Raw genomic sequence first — 19,668 nt, 5'->3', positions numbered from 1 at the left:
CAATTATATTTTGCGCTGTTCAGATACCCAACTTATCAAATAAGTTGGGTATCTAATTTTTCACGTATAATTTAGGATTGCTATGGGTTATTATTATGGCAGTAGGATTTTGTATCAATTAAATGTACATCAAACGTGGTCTAGGTTGAGGAATTGGACGCCCTAAATCCTTAGCCGTTTCTATCCATTCCTGCATAACTAATTCTATATTATGCAAGGCTTCTTGGTAACTATCGCCGTCAGCAGCACAGCCTGATAATTCTGGTACTTCAGCAATAAAGGCTTGATCTAATTCACTCCAGTAGAGAATGATTTCATAGCGAAACATCATTTTTACTTCCTAGTTTATACTTGAGAATTACTGCCCGAACTTGTTTAATTTGATAGCTTTTGGCTTTTCCTCTTTTATGTTGTAGGTTCAATATTTCTTCAACATCGGCTTTGATAAAAATACGATGATCGCCACGAATCCGTTCATCAAAGCCTAGTGTATATAAAAGTTGCCACAGTTGGGCGAAAGGGATGTCTGTATCAGAAGTCCCAGAGAGAATTTTGTCTAAGAGTTTGTCTTGCTGACTCACGTTTTTCTGACTGCTTTAATGTTTCTATAGTCTCATATTTATTTAAAATCGGAGCATACAAAAACAAATGACTATTGTGGAGGCACATCATTTTGCTTGACATTGATCGCTTGTTTATAAAATAGAGAAATGCGATCGCGTTGCAAACGCAACAGAAGATATCGCTTGTGAAACACTGGTATCAAACCCAACTGATAACCGCTATACCCAAATTTATAAGTAATATAGGTAACTACAGAGGTCAAATTGTTAAGATTGCTCATATCATAATTCTGAGGTATAAATCCATCTCAGTTAGTGTTGGTATTGAGTAAGAAATATTACATAAATATGAAAAACCACATTCTAGGTGTAGCCGCATTTTTAACCACGATTAGTTTGACAACCAGTGTACAAGCAGCAAATTCTGAACATGTTAGACAGTTGTTGGCAACTAAACAATGTCAAAACTGTGATTTGACTAGCGCAGGTTTAGTGATGGCTGACTTATCTGGAGCGAATTTGAGTGGTGCTAATCTCACAGGTGCTAACCTCAGCCGTGCAAACTTGAGCGGTGCAGATTTGCGGGGTGCAAACTTGAGTGGCGCTAGTTTATTTGGTGTTAACTTGAGCGAAGCTAAATTTAGTGGGGCAAATTTGACGGGTGCTGACTTGAGAAATACCTATCTAGCAAATGTAGAACTGACTGGTGCTTACCTAAATGGTGCTAACTTCCAAGGTGCAGTTGGTATACCATCACAAATTGCTTCACCAGAAGAATTTTATGCTTGGGGTGTAGCAGAAGCACAAAAAGGCAACCAACAGCAAGCAATTAGTTATTTTAATCAAGCGATCGCTATTAAACCAGAATATGCGGGTGCTTATTTAGCTCGTGGTGTCGCCCGTTACCAAATACTAGATAGACAAGGTGCATTCCAAGACGCCCAAGTTGCTGAAAAATTGTTTACATCCCAAAACAACAATCCTGGAACGCTAACAGCCCAAGCTTTTATTAAAGAACTGCAAACACCCGTCAATGAAAAGGTAAGCGCTGGTAAACCCAGTTTTGTTGACTTTTTGGGAAGTCTTGGCTCAGTCTTGCTCCAGTTCTTCCCTTTTTAAGTACTTTTTTTTAAGGGAGAGAGTTAAAAGAACAGAGGGATAATATACAGATGACAAATGACAAATAACAAATGACTTTATCTAAGGAATTATGGGCAGCAAATCAAGACTTAGCCCAAGCTTGCCTAGAGCATCCTTTCGTTCAAGGCATTGGCGATGGTACTCTTGAGCAAGTAAAATTTGCTTACTACGTAGGGCAAGATGCTTTTTTTTTAGAAGCTTTTGCCCGTGCGTACAGTATCGCCGCAGCTAAAGCACCAGACTGGTTAGGCTTCACTACATTTCATAACTTAGCTAGCGGTGTTTTAGAAGAACTGCGGTTGCATAGTAGCTATGCTTCGCAGTGGGGAGTCAATTTGCATTCTGTAGAACCACAATCTGCTACCCGCCGCTATACTGATTTTTTATTAGCAACTGCTTGGGGTGGAGATGTGGGCTTAACTGCTGCGGCGATGTCTCCCTGTATGCGTTTGTATGCCTTTTTGGGAGAAAAGTTGGCTTGTAATGGCATTCCTAATCATCAATATGCAGACTGGATTCGTACTTACAGCAGCGCAGACTTTCAACCACTAACACAACAATTAGAAAATTTAGTTGACAATTATGCCACTCCCAATCCTGTTGTATATTCAACCTATCGTTATGCTATGTTTTGTGAGCATGACTTTTTTCAGGCTGCGTGGATTGCGAAATAAATTCAACGTATGTAAATAATGGCCCCTAATACCGTTTCCTTGTGAAGCTGCATATATTCACCCCCCGGCTATCGCCGTCCCCCCTTGCCAAGGCTACGGTGTACACACAAATCAGAGTTACTTTGAGATCCGGGTTTTACCCCCCTTAATCCCCCCTTGTCAAGGCTACGGTATACACACAAGTCAAAAAAAGATCAATTTCGCATTATTCTCTCGTTTATCTCGTTCCTATGCTCTGCATAGGAATGCCTGATTAGAGGCTCTGCCTCTAGTCAGATATTGAGTCTCTGACTCAAGAATGCATTCCCAGGCGGAGCCTGGGAACGAGGAAATGCTTATCAAGCTAGGTTTTTAGGACTTGTGTGTACACCGTAGCCTTGCCAAGGGGGGACTACAGGGGGGTATTATGATGTGCATCTTCATACAGAATTGGTATAACTCCTGACCATTAACTAATGACTGAAGTAGATATTCTCATCCTATCAAATGGCCCAGGTGAGGTAACAACCTGGGTGCGTCCAGTAGTAAAGGCATTGCGGCAAGAACTAGGGGATGATCCTTCTGTAGTGAGGATTTCTGTGGTATTGTCACCTTGCTCAAATGCCAGTGGAAAAGAAGCTGCGATCGCTCTTTCTTACCCAGAAGTAGATAGAGTACAAGGAGCAGAGCATTTTTGGCAATTTTTGCTTTGGGGCAAAACATTTGAAAATTGGGACTGGAGAAGTCGCGGTGTAGTTGTTTTCCTCGGTGGGGATCAAATTTTTCCCGTAGTCATAGGTAAAAAACTCGGATATCGCACAGTGGTTTACGCCGAATGGGAGGCCAGGTGGCATAACTGGATTGATCGCTTTGGTGTAATGAAACCCAAAGTTGCAGCCAAAGTCCCAGCAAAATATGCCCACAAATTCACTGTCGTCGGAGATTTGATGGTTGAAGCCCAAGAACAAGTCAGCACTCCCTACTCCCTATTCCCTACTCCCCACTCCCCAATCATTGGTTTACTCCCTGGATCAAAAGCAGCAAAATTATCCCAAGGAGTGCCATTAACTCTAAGCATTGCCGAATACATTCATGCAAAAAGGCCGCAAACCAAATTTGTGATTCCTGTAGCCCCAACTCTGGATTTACAAACTTTAGCTAGTTTTGCCGATCTCAAAAAGAACTCTATTGCTGAAATCTTTGGCTTTGGCGGTGCTTCCTTAATTCTCCCAGAGGACGGTAGAGGGAAGGCATTGCTTAAAACAACAACGGGCTTAACTGTGGAACTGTGGCAAGAAAACCCTGCATATCATTTATTGTCCCAGTGCTGCATTTGCTTAACTACAGTGGGGGCAAACACTGCCGAACTTGGTGCTTTAGCAATACCAATGATTGTTTTGCTGCCAACGCAGCAACTTGACGCCATGCGTTCTTGGGATGGTTTACCTGGGTTGCTGGCAAATCTGCCAGGTGTAGGTACGCCCTTTGCCAACGTAATTAATTGGCTATTCCTAAGATTTGTGAGACGCAAAGGTTTATTAGCATGGCCAAATATCTGGGCACAGGAAGAGATAGTGCCAGAACTTATGGGTAAACTTCAACCGCAAGAAATTGGGGAAATGGTTTTAGACTTATTAACCCATCCAGAAAAATTGGATGATATCCGCGCTAAACTCCGTAACATTCGCGGTGAAAGCGGTGCAGCCCAGAAGATAGCACAGATTGTTGGTGAGGAAATTGGGTAACAATTAAAGACCCCATACTTGTCGGGTTTTGGGGAATTGGGTTTGGGGTAAGGGGAAAGAAAAAACCTTTAACCTTTACCCTTTAACCTTTTCCCCAAACCCAATTCCGAGTTCAAAATGCTTTACCCAAGCAGTATTGATTAAAGACCAACAGATTCTAAATCATCTGGCACCGTTGAGTCATTAAGGGCGTTGCGGAAGTATTCTCCTGCCAATCCAGTTGCGGAAAAAATTGGTGTACCAGCCTGGAGGTCAAAAATATAAGCAGTATACTTTGTTGAACGACGAGGATTTGAAGATTGAAAGCCGCTAATGTCAAAGTTTCCTTTGACTACTACTAACATCAATGGCGGTTCTTTACCCATAAAATCAAACTCACCAAAACCAGTAGAAGGAATTTCAGCAGCTTTGATTGGACGGGCAAATATTGCTTCAGGTATGCCGCTGAGTATCTTAAATCGGCAAGAGTGGGCAAGAGTATAGTTTACAGCAGCTTGCTTAATTTCCTTTTCCGAAGCTGAAGTTAGCGGACGTTTTTGAAATATACTCAACCGATTAACTTCTTCAGGAAAGATTTTGTTGAAGATTTCGGGCGGAAGAATGCTGAGTTGATTCTGAAGTGAGCAACGATCTGACAAAGCATTTGACAAAGTAGAGATAGATAGTACTGTACAAATACTTGCTGACACTAGTGCCAAGCTCATTAAAAGTTTGTTCATAATTTTATTTTTAATTCCTATCCTCCATAATTCTAATTAAAAAATGTAATCTTTAGTGTTACGGACGGATCATTGTGCTTACATACTATTGCTGAGTAGAGGGAGGCTAAAGAAATAAGAAATTTCTCCCTCATGCCCCTTATCTCTCTTAATCCGAAGATTCTCCATCCCTGCGCCCAAGTTCATAAATGCCAGCGCCCATACAAGCTAATATACCTGTACTAATTCCCCAACTCTCACCTAAACTAATTTCCAGACCCCAGTTACATAAAGCACCAACTACTAAAAAAGGCACGATACTGAACAGAGAAGCGTAGAAAGCATTTTGAGATTCTCTGGCTTTACGAGTCTTTTCAAATTCTGATTGGCTAGTATAAAGCGATCGCTCGGCAAAGTTAAACCAGCGGTTAAGTTGCTCGATTACCCATTCATTAACTGGGGAAAAACCTAGATATAGCGCCAATGACCACAAACTCGCTCCTGCGATCGCGATCGTGTCTAACTCAAAACGGAAAGGTAAAATTTCAGTCAGCATTGCTTAGGTGAGTCCTGCAAAGGGTTAACTTTAGCTGTCAGTAGATGCTAAATAAACCTCTTGTGCAATTTTAAGCATAAAGGTTAACAAGATTTCAACTACTTAGAAACTCTCCCACTTCTTAGCTTTCAGAGTTTTAGGCTTTAGCTTTACGTCAGTTTATGCGTTATGTCAGAGACGTTTTTCTCTGTGAAGTATGCCAGGAACCGGACTTGAACCGGTGACACGAGGATTTTCAGTCCTCTGCTCTACCAACTGAGCTATCCCGGCTGGGGCTTTTGTGAGCCACGATTAATCAATGTAGCAAACATCAAAGAATATAGCAAGGCCTTAGAAAAAAATATTTAGGCGGCTGTCAATTTCAACTTAAACCAGATGAAAACGGCTACAAATAGTAGAAACTGGACAAGAACAATACTTGGGCCAGAAGCAAGGTTGAAAATACCTGACACCATGATGCCAGCAATGCTGCTGATGGAACCAACGATCACCGACATGATTAGAAAGTACCTAAAGTGGTGACTCATCAGTTTGGCGGTGGAAGCGGGAATAACCAAAAAGGCGTTGACCAGTAAAACGCCAACAGCTTTAATCGCTACAGCAACGGCGAGTGAAAGCAAGACCACAAAAGCATAGCGGTACAATTGAACGGGAACGCCTTGAACCTGTGCTACATCGGGGTTAAGGGTCAATAAAATTTGCTGGCGCAGGGTTGACAGTAAAAATATGCTACCTCCTACAAGTACTAACAGCGTCAAAATCAAATCTGTGGTATCGATCGCTAAAATATCCCCAAACAGCACAGCCATCAAGCTGCCACGATATCCTTTAATTAAGCTTGTGAGAATTAAACCGATCGCTAATGCCCCAGATAACACTATGCTAAGTACGCTATCGCTAGCTAAGTCGGTTTTGTCGATGAAGTAGAGAACAATAACACCAAAAACTAAGGTAAAAGGTAACAGCATCCAAGTAGGATTTACCTGTAGCAGCACACCTAACGCTACACCTACCAATGCTGCATGACCAACCGCGTGGCTGAAAAAGGATAACTGGCGTAAGGTGACAAAACTACCCAACATCCCGCCAAGTATGCCCATCAACGCAGCACCTACGATCGCACGCTGTATAGAAGCAAGTTGTAATAACTCTAGCAAGTCATTACTACTGGCGATCGCAAGCCAAGCTATCTGACAATCATTGAAAAAATTCATACTTATGGGCATTAACTAATTCTGGGAGTCTAATTACGAATTACGAATTACGAATTATTTTAATGTTGGTGCTGATAGCGGCTGAAACCTGGGCCGTAGGTTGCTAAAAGGTTTTGCGGTGAAAGGGCAATTTCTGGCTTACCAGTACAAACAATGCTTTGGTTCAGACAAAGCACGCGATCGCAATGGCGATTTACCATATCAATATCATGGGAAACTTGCAATACTGTCCAACCTTCCTCTCGCTTTAATTCATTTAGCAAAGCATAAAAATCTGCTGCACCTTGCACATCAATACCAGCAAAGGCTTCATCTAGTACCAACAGTTTTCGAGGCATTACCAAACAATAAGCCAATAAAACCCGCTTGAGTTGACCACCGCTAAGAGTACCAATAGCTTGATGCTGTAAATGATAAGCATCAGTTCGCCGTAAAGCTTCTGTTACTGCTGCCGATTTTTCTCGGTCTTGTCTCCACAGCTTGGAAAAAAATAAATCCCCCCTTTTACCTTCCTTAGCCCATCCCAGTCCTACCAATTCGCTGACAGAAATGGGAAAACTACGGTCAAAGATGAAATTTTGCGGCATATAGCCCAACAAGTGACGTAAACGCCCCAGTCTTGCAATTGGGCGACCTAATATTTCAATCGTACCAGCACTTCGAGGTATCAAATCTAAAACCGCTTTTACCAGGGTACTTTTACCAGCACCGTTAGGGCCAACTATGGCTGTATCTGTTCCTGGCAATAATTCAAAGGAAACATCTCGAACAGCTAGATAGCTGCCTTGATAGACAGTTAATCCTTCTACTTTCAAAATAGCAATATCATTTGTCATTGGTTATTTTTCATTGGTTATTTGTCATTTGCAAAGGACATAGACGCTCTAGCGGCTTCCCGCAGGGTAGGACATCTGACAAATGACAAACCTATTTACAAGCTGTTTCTAGAGTTTGCAAGTTAGCTTGCATCGCTTTGAAATAATGCTGTGGATCTGTTTCGCCAGTTTCTAATGAATCTAGCGTCTGCAAAGTTAAATTTAAATCTTGGGATAGGCTGGTTAGAAGTTTGTTATCTACTCCTGGTTCACTAAATAAAGCTTTAACTTTGTACTTTTTCACAGCATTGACTGCATTTTGCACATCCGCTGGTGAAAGTTGATCTTCGGGAATTTGCACCACAGCAACTTGCTTGAGTTTATAGCGTTGAGCTAAATATGGAAACGCATCATGAAAGGTAATAAAGGTGCAACTAGGATTTTTTTGTAAAGTCTGTTGAAATTCGCTGTTTAAATTTTCTAATTCTTTAATATAAGCAGCAGCATTAGCTTCATAAATAGCTTTGTTCGCTGGATCAGCAGCAACTAATCCATCCCGAATATTTGTTACTTGCTGTTTTGCCAAAACTGGATCTAACCAAACGTGCGGATTACCTTGGGCGTGGCTGTGATTGTGGTCGTGGTCTTTTTCCTCTTTCGCTGTTTTTACAACAGGTGAAATTTCATTTAAAGGTTTAATACCTTTACTGGCATCAATTTCAGTTAGTTTTTTATTTTCGGCATTTTTGATAGTATTTTCCAGAAATTCCTCCAAACCTAAACCATTTTTTACTAACACATTCGCAGTAGCGATCGCTTTGACATTTTGTGGTGTCGCTTGATATTCATGTACCTCCGTACCTGGCGGCACTAAAATTTCTACATCTGCCACGTTTCCAGCTACCGCCTTAGTAAACAAATATATCGGCAAAAATGTCGCCACTACTTTAGTTTTTCCCGACTGCGCCGTTGGGGTAGAAGCAGCTTCCTGTACTTGCGGCGACTGTTCGGAAGTTGTTCCTTGATTCGGATTCGATTGGCTACAGCTAGCCATTGACAACATTAGCAGAGCAATTATAGACAAGATGCCGCTTCTTTGTCTGCCTGTTCTAAGTCCTCTGTAATTCATCATCACGGTCTTTTCCCCTCAAAACGGATGCTTGTTTTGCCTCTGTCATAATTCCTATTGACAATGAGACTGATTATTGATTTTATACTATAATAATTCTCATTCTCATTCACAGCACATCATATCATTCTGGATTTCCTGTGTAATGAATAACAACAACACTTTTGCAGACGGTACAGCCTTCTGCAATTTAGTTTTCCCTGAATAATTAGGATTTCTTGACTTTTTTTGTTAAAAAGTTTGCTTAGTTCTGATAAAATTACTGAGAAATATTTTCATGAAAAACACGTTTTTTTAAACGTGTTTTAGGTGTGAATTGGAGATTGGTGTGAGGAAAAAAATGCAAAAATTCTGTAAATATCTGCTGGTTAGTCCAGCAGTTTTTAGCGTAATGCTATTTGTGAATACTGCTGCATTTGCAGGTGAAACTTCCAGCAATTCTGAAATCAACCAACCGCAAGTTTTAGCCAATCCAGACACAAGAACTCAGAACATAGCCCCAGATCAGATAATGGGGCAAGTTACCTCCGTGTCTCAATTTTCTGACGTACAACCCACCGACTGGGCATTCCAAGCATTACAGTCGTTGGTTGAGCGCTATGGCTGTATTGCAGGATACCCAAATAGCACTTATCGCGGTAATCGGGCATTAACGCGATATGAGTTTGCTGCCGGTTTGAATGCTTGTCTTGATCGGGTTAACGAACTAATTGCAACAGCTACAGGCGATTTAGTTAATAAAGAAGATTTAGCCACATTACAAAAGCTGCAAGAAGATTATTCCGCAGAACTGGCGACACTTAGAGATCGTGTAGATGCAGTAGAAGTACGCACTGCTGAATTGGAGGCGAATCAATTTTCAACCACAACCAAACTGCAAGGACAAGTTGTTGCTGTCGTTAGCGATGTTTTGTCAGGAAATACAGTCAACGGTGAAGAAATTACAGACGAGAACACAACATTAGGAGTACGGGCGCGAGTAGAATTTGTCACCAGCTTCACAGGACAAGATACGCTGTTTACCAGAATCCAGGCTAATAATATTCTCAGTCCGAATATTGGTACACCAGAGGGTAACTTATTCTTTGCTGGCGAAGATGGTACTACTAATGCTGCGATAGATGCACTGTTCTACAGATTTCCTTTGGGCGAAAAAACACAGGTGATCGCGATCGCTAATGGAGGTGCAGCAGACGACGTTACCAGCACTGTCAATCTCTTTGACGGTGATGGTGCTTTTGGTGCTTTGTCTACCTTTGGTACACGCAACCCAATTTATAACCAAATAGGCGGCGCGGGGTTGGGAGTAACACACGAGTTTAGTGATAAATTAGCACTAAGTCTAGGGTACTTGAGTGGTACAGCGAATGACCCTACCCTTAATAATGGTTTGTTCAATGGTGCTTATGGTGCGCTGGCGCAGTTGACAGTTAAACCAAGCGATCGCATTTCTATCGGTTTAACTTACATCAATTCCTACAACCAACCACTACTCACAGGTAGCAATGCTGCCACTTTCCAGGATATAGCAGCTATCCAGGGTTTACCAGAAGATCAAGTAGGATTTTCCAGTAATTCTTACGGCGTCCAAGCATCCATTGGCATCACTGATAATATCGTTTTGGGTGGTTGGGCTGGATACACCAACAGCCAAAGTTTAAGAGGAACCAGTGGAGATGTTGATATTTGGAACTATGCTGTCACCCTCGGCTTCCCTGACCTCGGTAAAAAAGGTAACTTAGCAGGTATTATCGCTGGTGTGGAGCCAAAAGTGACAAGCTCTGACATCGCAGGATTGGCTAGTGATCCTGATACGTCCTATCATCTTGAGGCGTTCTACCAGTATAAGCTGAGTGACAATATCACCATTACTCCAGGAGTTATTTGGTTAACATCACCAGATCACAACAACGACAATGATGATGTTGTTATTGGTGCATTGAGAACCACATTTAGTTTCTAATTTTTAAAATCTTAAAAGAAGACGCAAAGGATAAATTTGCGTCTTTTATTTTGTGTGTAGTCTCACAAATAAAACTCCGTATTTTTGCTGGGATTGATATCTCAAAACACTATAGTGATTCTGAATATAGATCAATACAGTTCAGATAAGACCAAAACACTTGTAGAGACGGCGATTTATCGCGTCTTTATAACGATTTATCGGATTTTTGCGCTCTACAATTTCCATCAAAAAACCTTAACCGAACCGTATTGAGACTTGAACTTACTACCCATAAATGCTCAAAGTGTTCGTAGTGATTTATCAGATAACCAATGCATGGGTACTTTAAATACAAAAAGACCAGCCTCCCACAGCTGGTCTAGAAAATGTTTTTTTGCGTTGTCTTCTCAAGAGAGTTAAAACCCAATTGCGCGTTCCCAAAATGCAACGGGCAACTTTTCTTAACAATATTGTAACAGCCAACACAGATTTTTCTTGAAAATTCATCAAAAAAAGATATGCATAAAACTTAAAAGCCTCTATCTATCAGGAGAATTCAGCAGCGCGGAGGGTATAGATCGTGGAGGTAAGGGAGAAAATTTTACCTTGTCTCCCTCATCTCCCTTGTCCCTGCGCCAGTTTCAACCGATCAATTTCAACTTGACAGGCTACTGATGCTGGGAGCGATTTCTGCATCTGCTGGTGTTTCGCCCACGCGGAGGATTTTAGCCCCCAATTGCTGCAACTTCATATCGAGTCGATCATAGCCGCGATCGAGGTGCTGTAGTCCTTGAATCGTGGTTTGCCCTTCTGCCGCCAATCCTGCTATGACTAGCGCGGCTGATGCTCGTAAGTCTGTACCTAAGACTGGTGCGCCAGATAATTTTGGTACTCCCCGAACGAAAGCAGCATTGCCTTTGACACGAATATCTGCCCCCAAGCGATTCAACTCTGAGGCATGACGCAAACGATTTTCAAAGACGGATTCGTTAATTACGCTGTCGCCTTCTGCCAATGTCAGCAAAGCCATGAATGGCGCTTGCATATCTGTGGGAAAACCTGGATGGTATTGAGTTTCAATATCCGTTGCCTTAAGGCTTTCCGCTGGCAGAATATGTAATTGGTCAGGCTTTTCATCAATTATTGTCACTCCAATATCCCGCAGCTTGGCAATCACTGGGATGAGATGTTCTGGAGCCACTGGCGAGAGAAGAAGTTCTGAGCGGGTAATTGCTGCTGCCAACAAAAACGTCCCGGCCTCAATGCGATCGGGAATAATGCTGTAGTCAACAGAATGCAACTTGGGGACTCCTTCGATAATAATCCTGCTAGTCCCCGCGCCCTTAATCTTCGCTCCCATCGCGTTACAGAAGTTAGCTAGGTCAACTACTTCCGGTTCTCTGGCAGCATTTTCGATGATCGTTTCACCCTCTGCTAGGGTAGCCGCCATCATCAAGTTTTCTGTCGCTCCAACACTGGCGATGTCTAAGTAAATCTTCGCACCTTTTAATCTCCTGCTGCTGCCAGGGACGTAGGCATTACAAATGCCATGCTCAATTTGTACTTCCGCTCCCATTGCTTGCAGTCCGCGCACATGCAAGTCAACTGGTCTGGCTCCAATAGCACAACCGCCTGGTAAGGGCATCTGCGCTACTCCCAGTCTTGCCAGAATGGCCCCAATGGCGAAAAAACTCGCCCTCAACTGGGTAACTAGTTCGTAGGGAGCTTTTGATGTTTTAATCTCGCTGGCGTTGATGTCTAAAATGTCACCTTGTCGTGTTAATTGTACACCCAAGGCCGATAACACCTGACCCATCCGCTCAACGTCCGCTAATAAGGGGACATTGCGGATACGACAATCGCCGGGACACAGCAAGGCTCCAGCCATGATTACCAATGCTGAATTTTTTGCCCCGCTAATTTTCACATGACCCCGCAAAGGATGCCCGCCCCAAATTTGCAAGACTGAGGAGTCTGCCTCTGGAGCAATTTTCGCATCTGGTAAGCTGGTAGAAGGATTAATAAGCCTACCTCCAAAAGTAATACGTATTTTATATGTTTGAAGTTGGTTTTGATTCTACAGTAAAGATTCAAAATGTCCACGTTTTAGGGCAACGTCTTGCATAAAAAAATTGTTTTTTGGGTAAATAATCCGGGCTGAGAATAAGTAACAGCAAGCATTTTGAGCTTTTTAAAAATTTTCAAAAAAAGAATGAATAAGTAGTATTTTTAAGCAAAAAAAAATACTCAGTAAAATAACTTAAGTGTTCTCTAAAAATCAATGCTCTACTGTTGAGTTAATATTTTTATTTAACCGATCTCCTAAAAAACTCGTTTACAGTTTGAGCCTTTTAACAAGGCATTAAAATTTTACTTGACAAAGGTAAAACATAACGCAATAATAAGAAATTGTCGATAAGTAGAAATGCCAGCGGAACTGGCGGAATGGCAGACGCGCTAGATTCAGGTTCTAGTGCCGCAAGGCTTCCGGGTTCAAGTCCCGGGTTCCGCATATCATCAATTTTGGATTTTAGATTGCCAATTTTGGATTAATCTAAAATCCAAAATCTAAAATCTAAAATCGTGTTGACCAGTTTACAAAATTCCCTAGTCAAGCAAATTCGCAAGCTGCATTCCACCAAGGAGCGGCACAAGCAGCAGTTATTTTTACTAGAAGGGACGCACCTGTTAGAAGAAGCTTGTGCGGTGAATTACCCCCTAGAAACTGTATGTTGTACCCCAGATTGGCAAGCAGCCCACCCTTCGCTGTGGTCAGAAGCTTGTAGCAGATGCGATCGCGCCGAAGTTGTCAGCAGAGAAGTCTTGGATGCGATCGCTACCACAGTCCAACCTGATGGTGTGGTGGCAACGGCAAAACGAGGCCAACAGCAAACTCAACTACCATTTACTGGTTTAGTGCTAGCTTTAGAAACCGTACAAGATCCCGGCAACCTGGGTACGATGATTCGTACTGCTGCTGCCGCTGGAGCATCAGGTTTGTGGGTAAGTGGAAATAGTGTAGATTTAGATAGCCCTAAAGTTCTGCGTGCTTCCGCAGGGCAATGGTTTCGCCTAGCAACAGCCGTAACCGAAGATTTAAAAGCGACAGTGCAAGAAAGTCAGCAAGCAGGAATGCAGGTAGTGGCAACTTTACCGAGTGCGACTTTAACTTATTGGGAAGTGGACTGGCGAAAACCCAGTATGATTTTACTGGGAAATGAAGGTGCTGGATTGTCGGCAGATTTAGCAGCGATCGCAGATCAGCAAGTTAGAATTCCTTTGAGTCCTGGAGTGGAATCTTTGAATGTGGCGATCGCAGCCGCTTTAATGTTGTACGAAGCTCAACGGCAATTGATTTGCCAGTAGGCAAATCTGAGTAGTTCACCTTTTTACCCCAATTGGGTTTTTGTTTTTTCTTCGAGATATTGTTCAATATCAGCAACTGCGTCTTCAAGAGCCGCTAAATCAATATCTATCAAGTCTTCGTCAAGTTCTACTTCCGTGAAATTACTAGTATGCAGTTGGGGGATCTCTTCTTCCTCAATTGAAATTTCTTGTAAGATATCCTCCAACTGTTCGAGGGATTGTTGAAACACTTGATCAGCGGCGCGGCGCTGTTCTGGCTGGCTTTGCTCCATAATATTAATTTGAAAATCCTGATTTACTGACTTAATTTTGATTCTAGTTCCTACAGATTTAAATTTTGCACTTATAACATCATAGTTGTGTGCTGTATCAACTTTAGCAGTGCTTATCAAGAATATCGATAGCTGTCTCCAATTAAGAGGAGCCAGAATTCAGAATTCTGAATTGCTTATTACTCTACCGATAAAGGGATAGAGTAATAATCAAGGAAAAAGATTCAGCGGCGCTATCGCCCAGTCGTACAGAATTTATTCTGAATTCTGACTCCTGAGTTCTGAATTCTTCTTCATTTGATAGACTATCCTAAATTTGAAATTATAAAAACTGGTAGCTCAGGGCTGATAACTAACTATGAGTGAAGCCTTATTCTGTATCGAAAATTTGCGAGTTGCCTATCCTGCACGGAGTGGAGAAGAAGCAAGCTGGGCGGTTGATGATGTATCTTTCACCTTGAAACCAGGTGAAAGAATGGGATTAGTGGGAGAGTCAGGTTGTGGTAAATCAACTATTGGACGGGCAGTAATGCGTTTACTACAAGCCTCTAGTCGTGTTGAGGGACGCGTGACATTTCAAGGACAATCGGTGTTTGACTTGACACCTAACCAGTTGCAGAAATTTCGGGGAGAAGCGATCGCGTTAATTTTTCAAGATCCCATGACACGTCTCGATCCACTGATGACGATTGGTAAGCATTGTATCGAAACCCTCCAGGCGCACTCACCACAATTATCAACGCGGGAAGCGAAAGAAAAAGCACTTGCTACTTTAGCTAAGGTGAATATTCCCGCTAGTCGTTGGAATCAGTATCCTCATGAGTTTAGCGGTGGAATGCGCCAACGGGTAGCGATCGCCTTAGCTTTACTCCTCAATCCCAAGTTAATTGTTGCTGACGAACCCACAACCAGTTTAGATGTCACTGTTTCCGCACAGATATTGACAGAATTAACTCGCCTGTGCGGTGAAGAAAACATGGGATTGTTGCTGATTTCTCATGATTTAGCAATGGTGGCTGAGTATTGCGATCGCATTGGCGTGATGTACAACGGCAAAATGGTCGAAATGGGTGCTACAGAAACCGTATTTCGGCAACCTCAACATGAATACACGCGATCGCTTTTAAAAGCAGCTTTACATATTCAAGCAGTAAATGATAGTGGAGAATTGATAATTGCCAATGACGGAGAAAAGCAATTACCGATTATTAATGAGAAATCCCCAATTTTGAGTGTTACAGAACTCAAGCAACATTACACCATAGAACCTAACTTTATCGAACGACTGTTTAATACACAAACGCAGACAATTAAAGCAGTAGATGGAATCAACCTGGATCTTTATCCAGGAGAAATTCTCGGCTTAGTTGGGGAATCAGGTTGTGGTAAAAGTACGCTATCACGAACAATTTTGCAACTAATTCGTCCCACTAGTGGCAAAGTTGAGTTTTTAGGACAGGATTTAACTAAACTGTCGCGTCAAGAAATTCGTTCTTCACGGCGACAAATACAAATGGTCTTTCAAGATCCTCATGCTTGTCTCAATCCAGCCATGACAGTGGGACAAAGTATTGCAGATCCTTTATTTATCCATAATCTTGCCAATCCTACCAAGGCAAAAGAACAGGTTTTGTGGATGCTAAATAAAGTCGGGTTAACACCGCCAGAAGTTTATTATGAGCGTTATCCCTCAGATTTATCTGGTGGACAACAACAAAGAGTAGCGATCGCTCGTGCTTTGATTACTCACCCTAAACTTTTAATCTGTGATGAACCCGTGAGTATGTTAGACGCCAGTGTGCAGTCGCAAGTGCTGGATTTGATGTTGCAGTTAAAGGAAGAGTTTGAGTTAACTTATCTATTCATCACTCACGATCTTTGGTTAGCTCGATTTTTGTGCGATCGTATTGCCGTAATGAATGGCGGTAAAATTGTCGAACTCGGTCTTACAAAAAAGATTTTTGCCAATCCTCAGCATCCTTATACCAAAACCTTACTAGCTGCTGCTCCATTACTAGCACGCGCTTAACTAAATAAAATTATGAGTTAGAACTTTTAAACTCCTAACTCTTGTACGGAGGCGATTAATCGCGTCTCCTAACTCTCTTCCCTTCCCTCAAGTAATTTAGTTGCTTCTCCACTCGATCCATATAGCTCAACAAACCTTTTAAACAGCAACGCACTCTCGTGATTTGAAGTTCTACTTAAGTTGAATAAACGCTCTATATTTTTATCAGCTAAAGCTTTTAGGTACGGCAAATCTTCAAAAAGTGTCAAACAAGAAGCAAAATGCAATATTATTTGTAATAATGGCTTTGGCCACTCTAAGTCACTATAAATATCTATAAACAACTGATGTTCTGAGTCAGTTAAAGGGAAAGCATTAAATATCACAATTATCCTTTTGTGATTATAGACTGGAATACTCAGTTCAACAGTGTAGGGAGTATGTAATATTAAATCCACCTCCACAGTTGGCTGCCGCCAAATTCTCAAAGGATTAGCTGGTGAATCTAATATCGTTTGAAATGTGATTTTACCACCAACATTTGTAGTTTGAAACTGGCTGATATTAAGAATTTTAAGATTATTAAGGCTAAATCTATGAACTGTTTCTAAATGTTTTAAGTTCAATAGATGATATATTTGGCAAATATATGGGAAAGGTAAAATATACTCCTGGCTAATCATGTGTAGCTTTCTTATTTGCAGCTTGTTAGCTTGAGTACGAGCGAGATATTCTTGATATTGAGTGGGGTCTAAATCATTGCTATTGAAGCTTTCTTCTGGCTTTAAATATAGCCAACTCATAAAAAAGAAAGAGGCTGTAAATAGCTGAAATATTTCTATAGCAGATAAAGAACCATCGGCAAATACAGCTATACTTCTATCGGTTATCCCGAAAAGCCAAGATGGAATACCAAAAAGCCAAATGCTATTTTTTATTTTATCTATAAAAAGCGCTATTTCGACAATATTTGGAATATTACTATCTTGATTTTTTAAACAATTAATAGACATAACAGGTTCACTTAATTTTAATCTATAGATTTGATGCTTATGTGTATGCTTATATTTATATTGATTAATTTTAAGGAATTATTTATGGTGACAACCTCTATCTTGAGTTATATATAAAACTTGTACTGATTAATACGAACTTAAAATCAGCTTTTGTAAATATGACTGCAAAATAGAATTTAGTGTTAGACATAAACCTAAATTCTATATGTATAAAAACATAATTGAATTGCCTGTAAATCTTGCTAATAAAGGATTTATACGTTTTCAAAGGATAAAAGCTTATAGTAAAAATGTTGCTACAATATTTATGCACACTGAATTTTAAAAAAACAAATTATCTCAATATTAAAAAATTACTATATAAATATTCAGAGAAAAGATTTGATTTTTCCTGACATAATAGAACTATCTATTTCTTTAGGATGAATGCTGAACGATGCTTTAGGAATAAAAACTTAGAATTTAAAAGTAAGGAGTTATAAAGCCTCTCTGTTACACAAAATACAGTACATAGTGCGTTTGAATTTTCCTCTAGTTATAGCAACAGTGGTGTCTTTCGTAGTGGTTTATCGCATACTTGCTAGTAGAGTTAGCAATTATCTGATGTAAGGTACGAGTCCCCTACCTGGTAAAGTATCTGTGACAATCACGATAGAATCCATAGAATTGCTACTGTTAACACTGTATTATTTTTAAATATTTTCTGAAGATTTTTCCGAGACAGTATCAATGACTATTCGCCATGCGACTGAAACTGACTTGCCTGCAATTGTGGCAATTTACAACACTGCAATTCCCAGCCGCATGGCAACCGCTGACTTAGAACCAGTATCAGTGGAAAGTCGCCTTGCTTGGTTTAAGGGGCGATCGCCTTCACAACGGCCACTTTGGGTAATTGAAGTAGATGGAGTAATCGCTGGATGGCTTAGTTTCCAATCCTTTTATGGGCGACCCGCTTATAGTAAGACTGCCGAAATTAGTATTTACATAGCCCCTAGCTTTCATCGGTGTGGCTTGGGACGGCAACTCTTAGCACAAGCAATTAACGAAAGTCCTAGTTTAGGTATAAAGAGCCTAGTTTGCTTCATCTTTGCCCACAATCAGCCCAGTTTAAAACTCTTTGAAACGTTTGGCTTTCAGCGCTGGGGACATTTACCTAACATTGCCGAACTTGATAGTGTTGAACGGGACTTAGTGATCATGGGACTGCGAATTAGTAAACCTTTTGTTTAAAGCGATCGCACAAGTGATGATCCGCCTCATTTTATTTAAAGTACAATCCTCATACTCAAATCCAGCCACTTTGACTGAGTAATCGGCGCACTGCTCGAAATATAGTCAACACCCGTTTCCGCCACAGCGCGAATCGTTTCCAAATTCACATTCCCCGAAGCTTCAATTTTCACTCGGCTATCCTGCTCACGAATCAACAGCACCGCCTGACGCATCATATCCAAAGGCATATTGTCCAACATAATAATGTCAGCCTTATGCTGCAAAGCTTCTTTCACCTGCTCTAAACTTTCCGTCTCAACCTCTATAGTCAAGGGATAAGGAATCTGAGAACGAATACGGGTAACAGCTTCTCCAATTCCCCCAGCAGCAGCAATGTGATTATCCTTAATCATCACCGCATCATCCAAACCCATGCGGTGATTAATTGCCCCACCCAAAGCAGTTGCATACTTTTCCAACAGTCTCAGCCCTGGTGTGGTTTTACGCGTATCCACCAACTGAGCAGGTAAATCAGCAATTTTCTCTATATATATATTAGTCAGCGTTGCAATCCCACTCAACCGCATAGCCAAGTTGAGCGCCACCCGTTCTCCCATCAGTAGCGCATCCAGCGAACCATGAATTTCAGCTACTACCTGTCCCGGCTCACACCATGCGCCTTCAGCCGCAACCGCCACAAAGCTGACTTTTTCATTCAAAATTTGAAACACCCTAGCTGCAACTGGTAAGCCAGCAATTATCCCTGAAGCTTTAGCGATCCATTTAGCAGAGCCTAGAGTCACATCTTCTATTAGTAGGGTATTTGTAGTGCGATCGCCCCTGCCAATATCCTCCATCAACCAGCCACGCAACAGTGGATCTAAAACCAACCAGGGCGGCAAAATACCAGAATTCCTCACAACTTTAATTGCTTCCTTAGTGACATCCAGAAATACTATAGCCTAAAACCCTTACTCCCTAAGGCTTTGATAGTGACGAAGAAACAATCCCAAAATATTTTGGAAAAAGTAGTTGACACAATGAAGTAGGTTCGCTATATTGAATAAGTGCCTGAAGCGGAGCGCGAAAGAGCGACGCCTGAAGGACACCGAACCTTGAAAATATTATAGTTTGAAAGCCATTATACAACAAGTGGCCTGCGTCAAGCAAATAAAGAGAACTAAGCTGAAGTTTTAAAAGAGCAGCTAATTGAGCTATAGAGCTTTCCAATACAAAACGGAGAGTTTGATCCTGGCTCAGGATGAACGCTGGCGGTATGCTTAACACATGCAAGTCGAACGAAATCTTTCGGGATTTAGTGGCGGACGGGTGA

General features: G+C 41.4%; 19 protein-coding genes, 2 tRNA genes and 1 rRNA gene. 9 read left to right on the top strand and 13 right to left on the bottom strand.

Going from position 1 to position 19,668, the window contains the following annotated elements; all coding sequences use genetic code 11:
* Nucleotides 1-118 precede the first annotated feature (118 nt).
* The 3 genes from A4S05_RS29165 to A4S05_RS29155 all read right to left on the bottom strand — a co-directional run bounded on the left by A4S05_RS29165 (nt 119) and on the right by A4S05_RS29155 (nt 844).
* The gene (locus A4S05_RS29165) at nt 119-331 is read right to left on the bottom strand and encodes a type II toxin-antitoxin system HicB family antitoxin (protein ID WP_069073269.1); all 213 of its coding nucleotides are present in this window, start codon (nt 329-331) and stop codon (nt 119-121) included.
* A complete protein-coding gene (locus A4S05_RS29160) occupies nt 315-581 on the bottom strand; it encodes a toxin HicA (RefSeq protein WP_069073268.1) in 267 nt (88 codons plus the stop codon). Before A4S05_RS29160 ends, A4S05_RS29165 begins: the two co-directional genes overlap by 17 nt.
* Nucleotides 582-652: 71 nt before the next feature.
* Entirely contained in the window at nt 653-844 is a 192-nt protein-coding gene (locus A4S05_RS29155) for a hypothetical protein (RefSeq protein ID WP_069073267.1), read from the bottom strand.
* 67 nt (nt 845-911) lie between these two features.
* Here A4S05_RS29155 and A4S05_RS29150 point away from each other — a divergent pair, with 67 nt between their 5' ends.
* From A4S05_RS29150 to A4S05_RS29140, 3 genes are all read left to right on the top strand, one after another.
* Nucleotides 912-1,682 carry a pentapeptide repeat-containing protein gene (locus A4S05_RS29150; RefSeq protein WP_069073266.1) on the top strand — a complete coding sequence of 257 codons (771 nt, stop codon included), beginning with the start codon at nt 912-914 and terminating at the stop codon, nt 1,680-1,682.
* A 71-nt stretch (nt 1,683-1,753) separates the two neighbouring features.
* Nucleotides 1,754-2,377 (top strand): TenA family protein, encoded by a 624-nt coding sequence (locus A4S05_RS29145; RefSeq protein WP_069073265.1) that lies wholly within the window; start codon nt 1,754-1,756, stop codon nt 2,375-2,377.
* A 455-nt stretch (nt 2,378-2,832) separates the two neighbouring features.
* Complete coding sequence (locus A4S05_RS29140) at nt 2,833-4,101, top strand: glycosyltransferase family protein (RefSeq protein ID WP_069073264.1); 1,269 nt, start codon at nt 2,833-2,835, stop codon at nt 4,099-4,101.
* 140 nt (nt 4,102-4,241) lie between these two features.
* Here A4S05_RS29140 and A4S05_RS29135 read toward each other — a convergent pair whose 3' ends face one another.
* The 6 genes from A4S05_RS29135 to A4S05_RS29110 all read right to left on the bottom strand — a co-directional run bounded on the left by A4S05_RS29135 (nt 4,242) and on the right by A4S05_RS29110 (nt 8,447).
* Nucleotides 4,242-4,820: a hypothetical protein gene (locus A4S05_RS29135; protein ID WP_069073263.1), complete on the bottom strand. Its 579-nt coding sequence runs from the start codon at nt 4,818-4,820 to the stop codon at nt 4,242-4,244.
* A 148-nt stretch (nt 4,821-4,968) separates the two neighbouring features.
* The gene (locus A4S05_RS29130) at nt 4,969-5,355 is read right to left on the bottom strand and encodes a hypothetical protein (RefSeq protein WP_069073262.1); all 387 of its coding nucleotides are present in this window, start codon (nt 5,353-5,355) and stop codon (nt 4,969-4,971) included.
* 197 nt (nt 5,356-5,552) lie between these two features.
* Nucleotides 5,553-5,625 (bottom strand) — tRNA-Phe (locus A4S05_RS29125).
* A gap of 74 nt (nt 5,626-5,699) precedes the next feature.
* Nucleotides 5,700-6,569 (bottom strand): metal ABC transporter permease, encoded by an 870-nt coding sequence (locus tag A4S05_RS29120; RefSeq protein WP_069073261.1) that lies wholly within the window; start codon nt 6,567-6,569, stop codon nt 5,700-5,702.
* Nucleotides 6,570-6,628: 59 nt separating this feature from the next.
* Nucleotides 6,629-7,405 (bottom strand): metal ABC transporter ATP-binding protein, encoded by a 777-nt coding sequence (locus A4S05_RS29115; RefSeq protein WP_069073260.1) that lies wholly within the window; start codon nt 7,403-7,405, stop codon nt 6,629-6,631.
* A 91-nt stretch (nt 7,406-7,496) separates the two neighbouring features.
* Nucleotides 7,497-8,447 carry a metal ABC transporter substrate-binding protein gene (locus tag A4S05_RS29110; protein ID WP_370684496.1) on the bottom strand — a complete coding sequence of 317 codons (951 nt, stop codon included), beginning with the start codon at nt 8,445-8,447 and terminating at the stop codon, nt 7,497-7,499.
* A 406-nt stretch (nt 8,448-8,853) separates the two neighbouring features.
* Between A4S05_RS29110 and A4S05_RS29105 the strand changes: the two genes are divergently transcribed.
* Nucleotides 8,854-10,476, top strand: coding sequence for an iron uptake porin (locus A4S05_RS29105; protein WP_069073258.1), 1,623 nt, complete (start codon nt 8,854-8,856; stop codon nt 10,474-10,476).
* A 637-nt stretch (nt 10,477-11,113) separates the two neighbouring features.
* On the opposite strand, the gene murA is transcribed toward A4S05_RS29105, so the two are convergent.
* Nucleotides 11,114-12,481: a UDP-N-acetylglucosamine 1-carboxyvinyltransferase gene (gene murA / locus A4S05_RS29100; protein WP_084227315.1), complete on the bottom strand. Its 1,368-nt coding sequence runs from the start codon at nt 12,479-12,481 to the stop codon at nt 11,114-11,116.
* A gap of 408 nt (nt 12,482-12,889) precedes the next feature.
* On the opposite strand from murA, the gene A4S05_RS29095 reads away from it, so the two are divergent.
* Both A4S05_RS29095 and A4S05_RS29090 read left to right on the top strand, forming a co-directional pair.
* Nucleotides 12,890-12,970 (top strand) — tRNA-Leu (locus tag A4S05_RS29095).
* Between the two features lie 71 nt (nt 12,971-13,041).
* Nucleotides 13,042-13,824, top strand: a complete 783-nt coding sequence (locus tag A4S05_RS29090) for a TrmH family RNA methyltransferase (protein WP_069073256.1) — start codon at nt 13,042-13,044, stop codon at nt 13,822-13,824.
* A 23-nt stretch (nt 13,825-13,847) separates the two neighbouring features.
* Here the strand turns inward: A4S05_RS29090 and A4S05_RS29085 are convergent, their stop codons facing one another.
* Nucleotides 13,848-14,096, bottom strand: a complete 249-nt coding sequence (locus A4S05_RS29085; RefSeq protein ID WP_069073299.1) for a hypothetical protein — start codon at nt 14,094-14,096, stop codon at nt 13,848-13,850.
* A 358-nt stretch (nt 14,097-14,454) separates the two neighbouring features.
* Here A4S05_RS29085 and A4S05_RS29080 point away from each other — a divergent pair, with 358 nt between their 5' ends.
* A complete protein-coding gene (locus tag A4S05_RS29080; protein ID WP_069073255.1) occupies nt 14,455-16,125 on the top strand; it encodes a dipeptide ABC transporter ATP-binding protein in 1,671 nt (556 codons plus the stop codon).
* A gap of 68 nt (nt 16,126-16,193) precedes the next feature.
* Here the strand turns inward: A4S05_RS29080 and A4S05_RS29075 are convergent, their stop codons facing one another.
* Complete coding sequence (locus A4S05_RS29075; protein WP_069073254.1) at nt 16,194-17,117, bottom strand: hypothetical protein; 924 nt, start codon at nt 17,115-17,117, stop codon at nt 16,194-16,196.
* A gap of 732 nt (nt 17,118-17,849) precedes the next feature.
* Here A4S05_RS29075 and A4S05_RS29070 point away from each other — a divergent pair.
* Nucleotides 17,850-18,353 carry a GNAT family N-acetyltransferase gene (locus A4S05_RS29070; protein ID WP_069073253.1) on the top strand — a complete coding sequence of 168 codons (504 nt, stop codon included), beginning with the start codon at nt 17,850-17,852 and terminating at the stop codon, nt 18,351-18,353.
* Between the two features lie 35 nt (nt 18,354-18,388).
* Here A4S05_RS29070 and nadC read toward each other — a convergent pair whose 3' ends face one another.
* Nucleotides 18,389-19,255, bottom strand: a complete 867-nt coding sequence (nadC, locus tag A4S05_RS29065) for a carboxylating nicotinate-nucleotide diphosphorylase (RefSeq protein WP_069073252.1) — start codon at nt 19,253-19,255, stop codon at nt 18,389-18,391.
* A 313-nt stretch (nt 19,256-19,568) separates the two neighbouring features.
* Between nadC and A4S05_RS29060 the strand changes: the two genes are divergently transcribed.
* Nucleotides 19,569-19,668: ribosomal RNA gene (locus A4S05_RS29060) — 16S ribosomal RNA — on the top strand; the annotation flags it as partial.

The organism is Nostoc sp. KVJ20 (genome assembly GCF_001712795.1).
Taxonomy (GTDB): Bacteria; Cyanobacteriota; Cyanobacteriia; order Cyanobacteriales; family Nostocaceae; genus Nostoc.
Note: the sequence above shows the minus strand (reverse complement) of the source record. Positions and strands in the feature narration are given on the sequence as shown.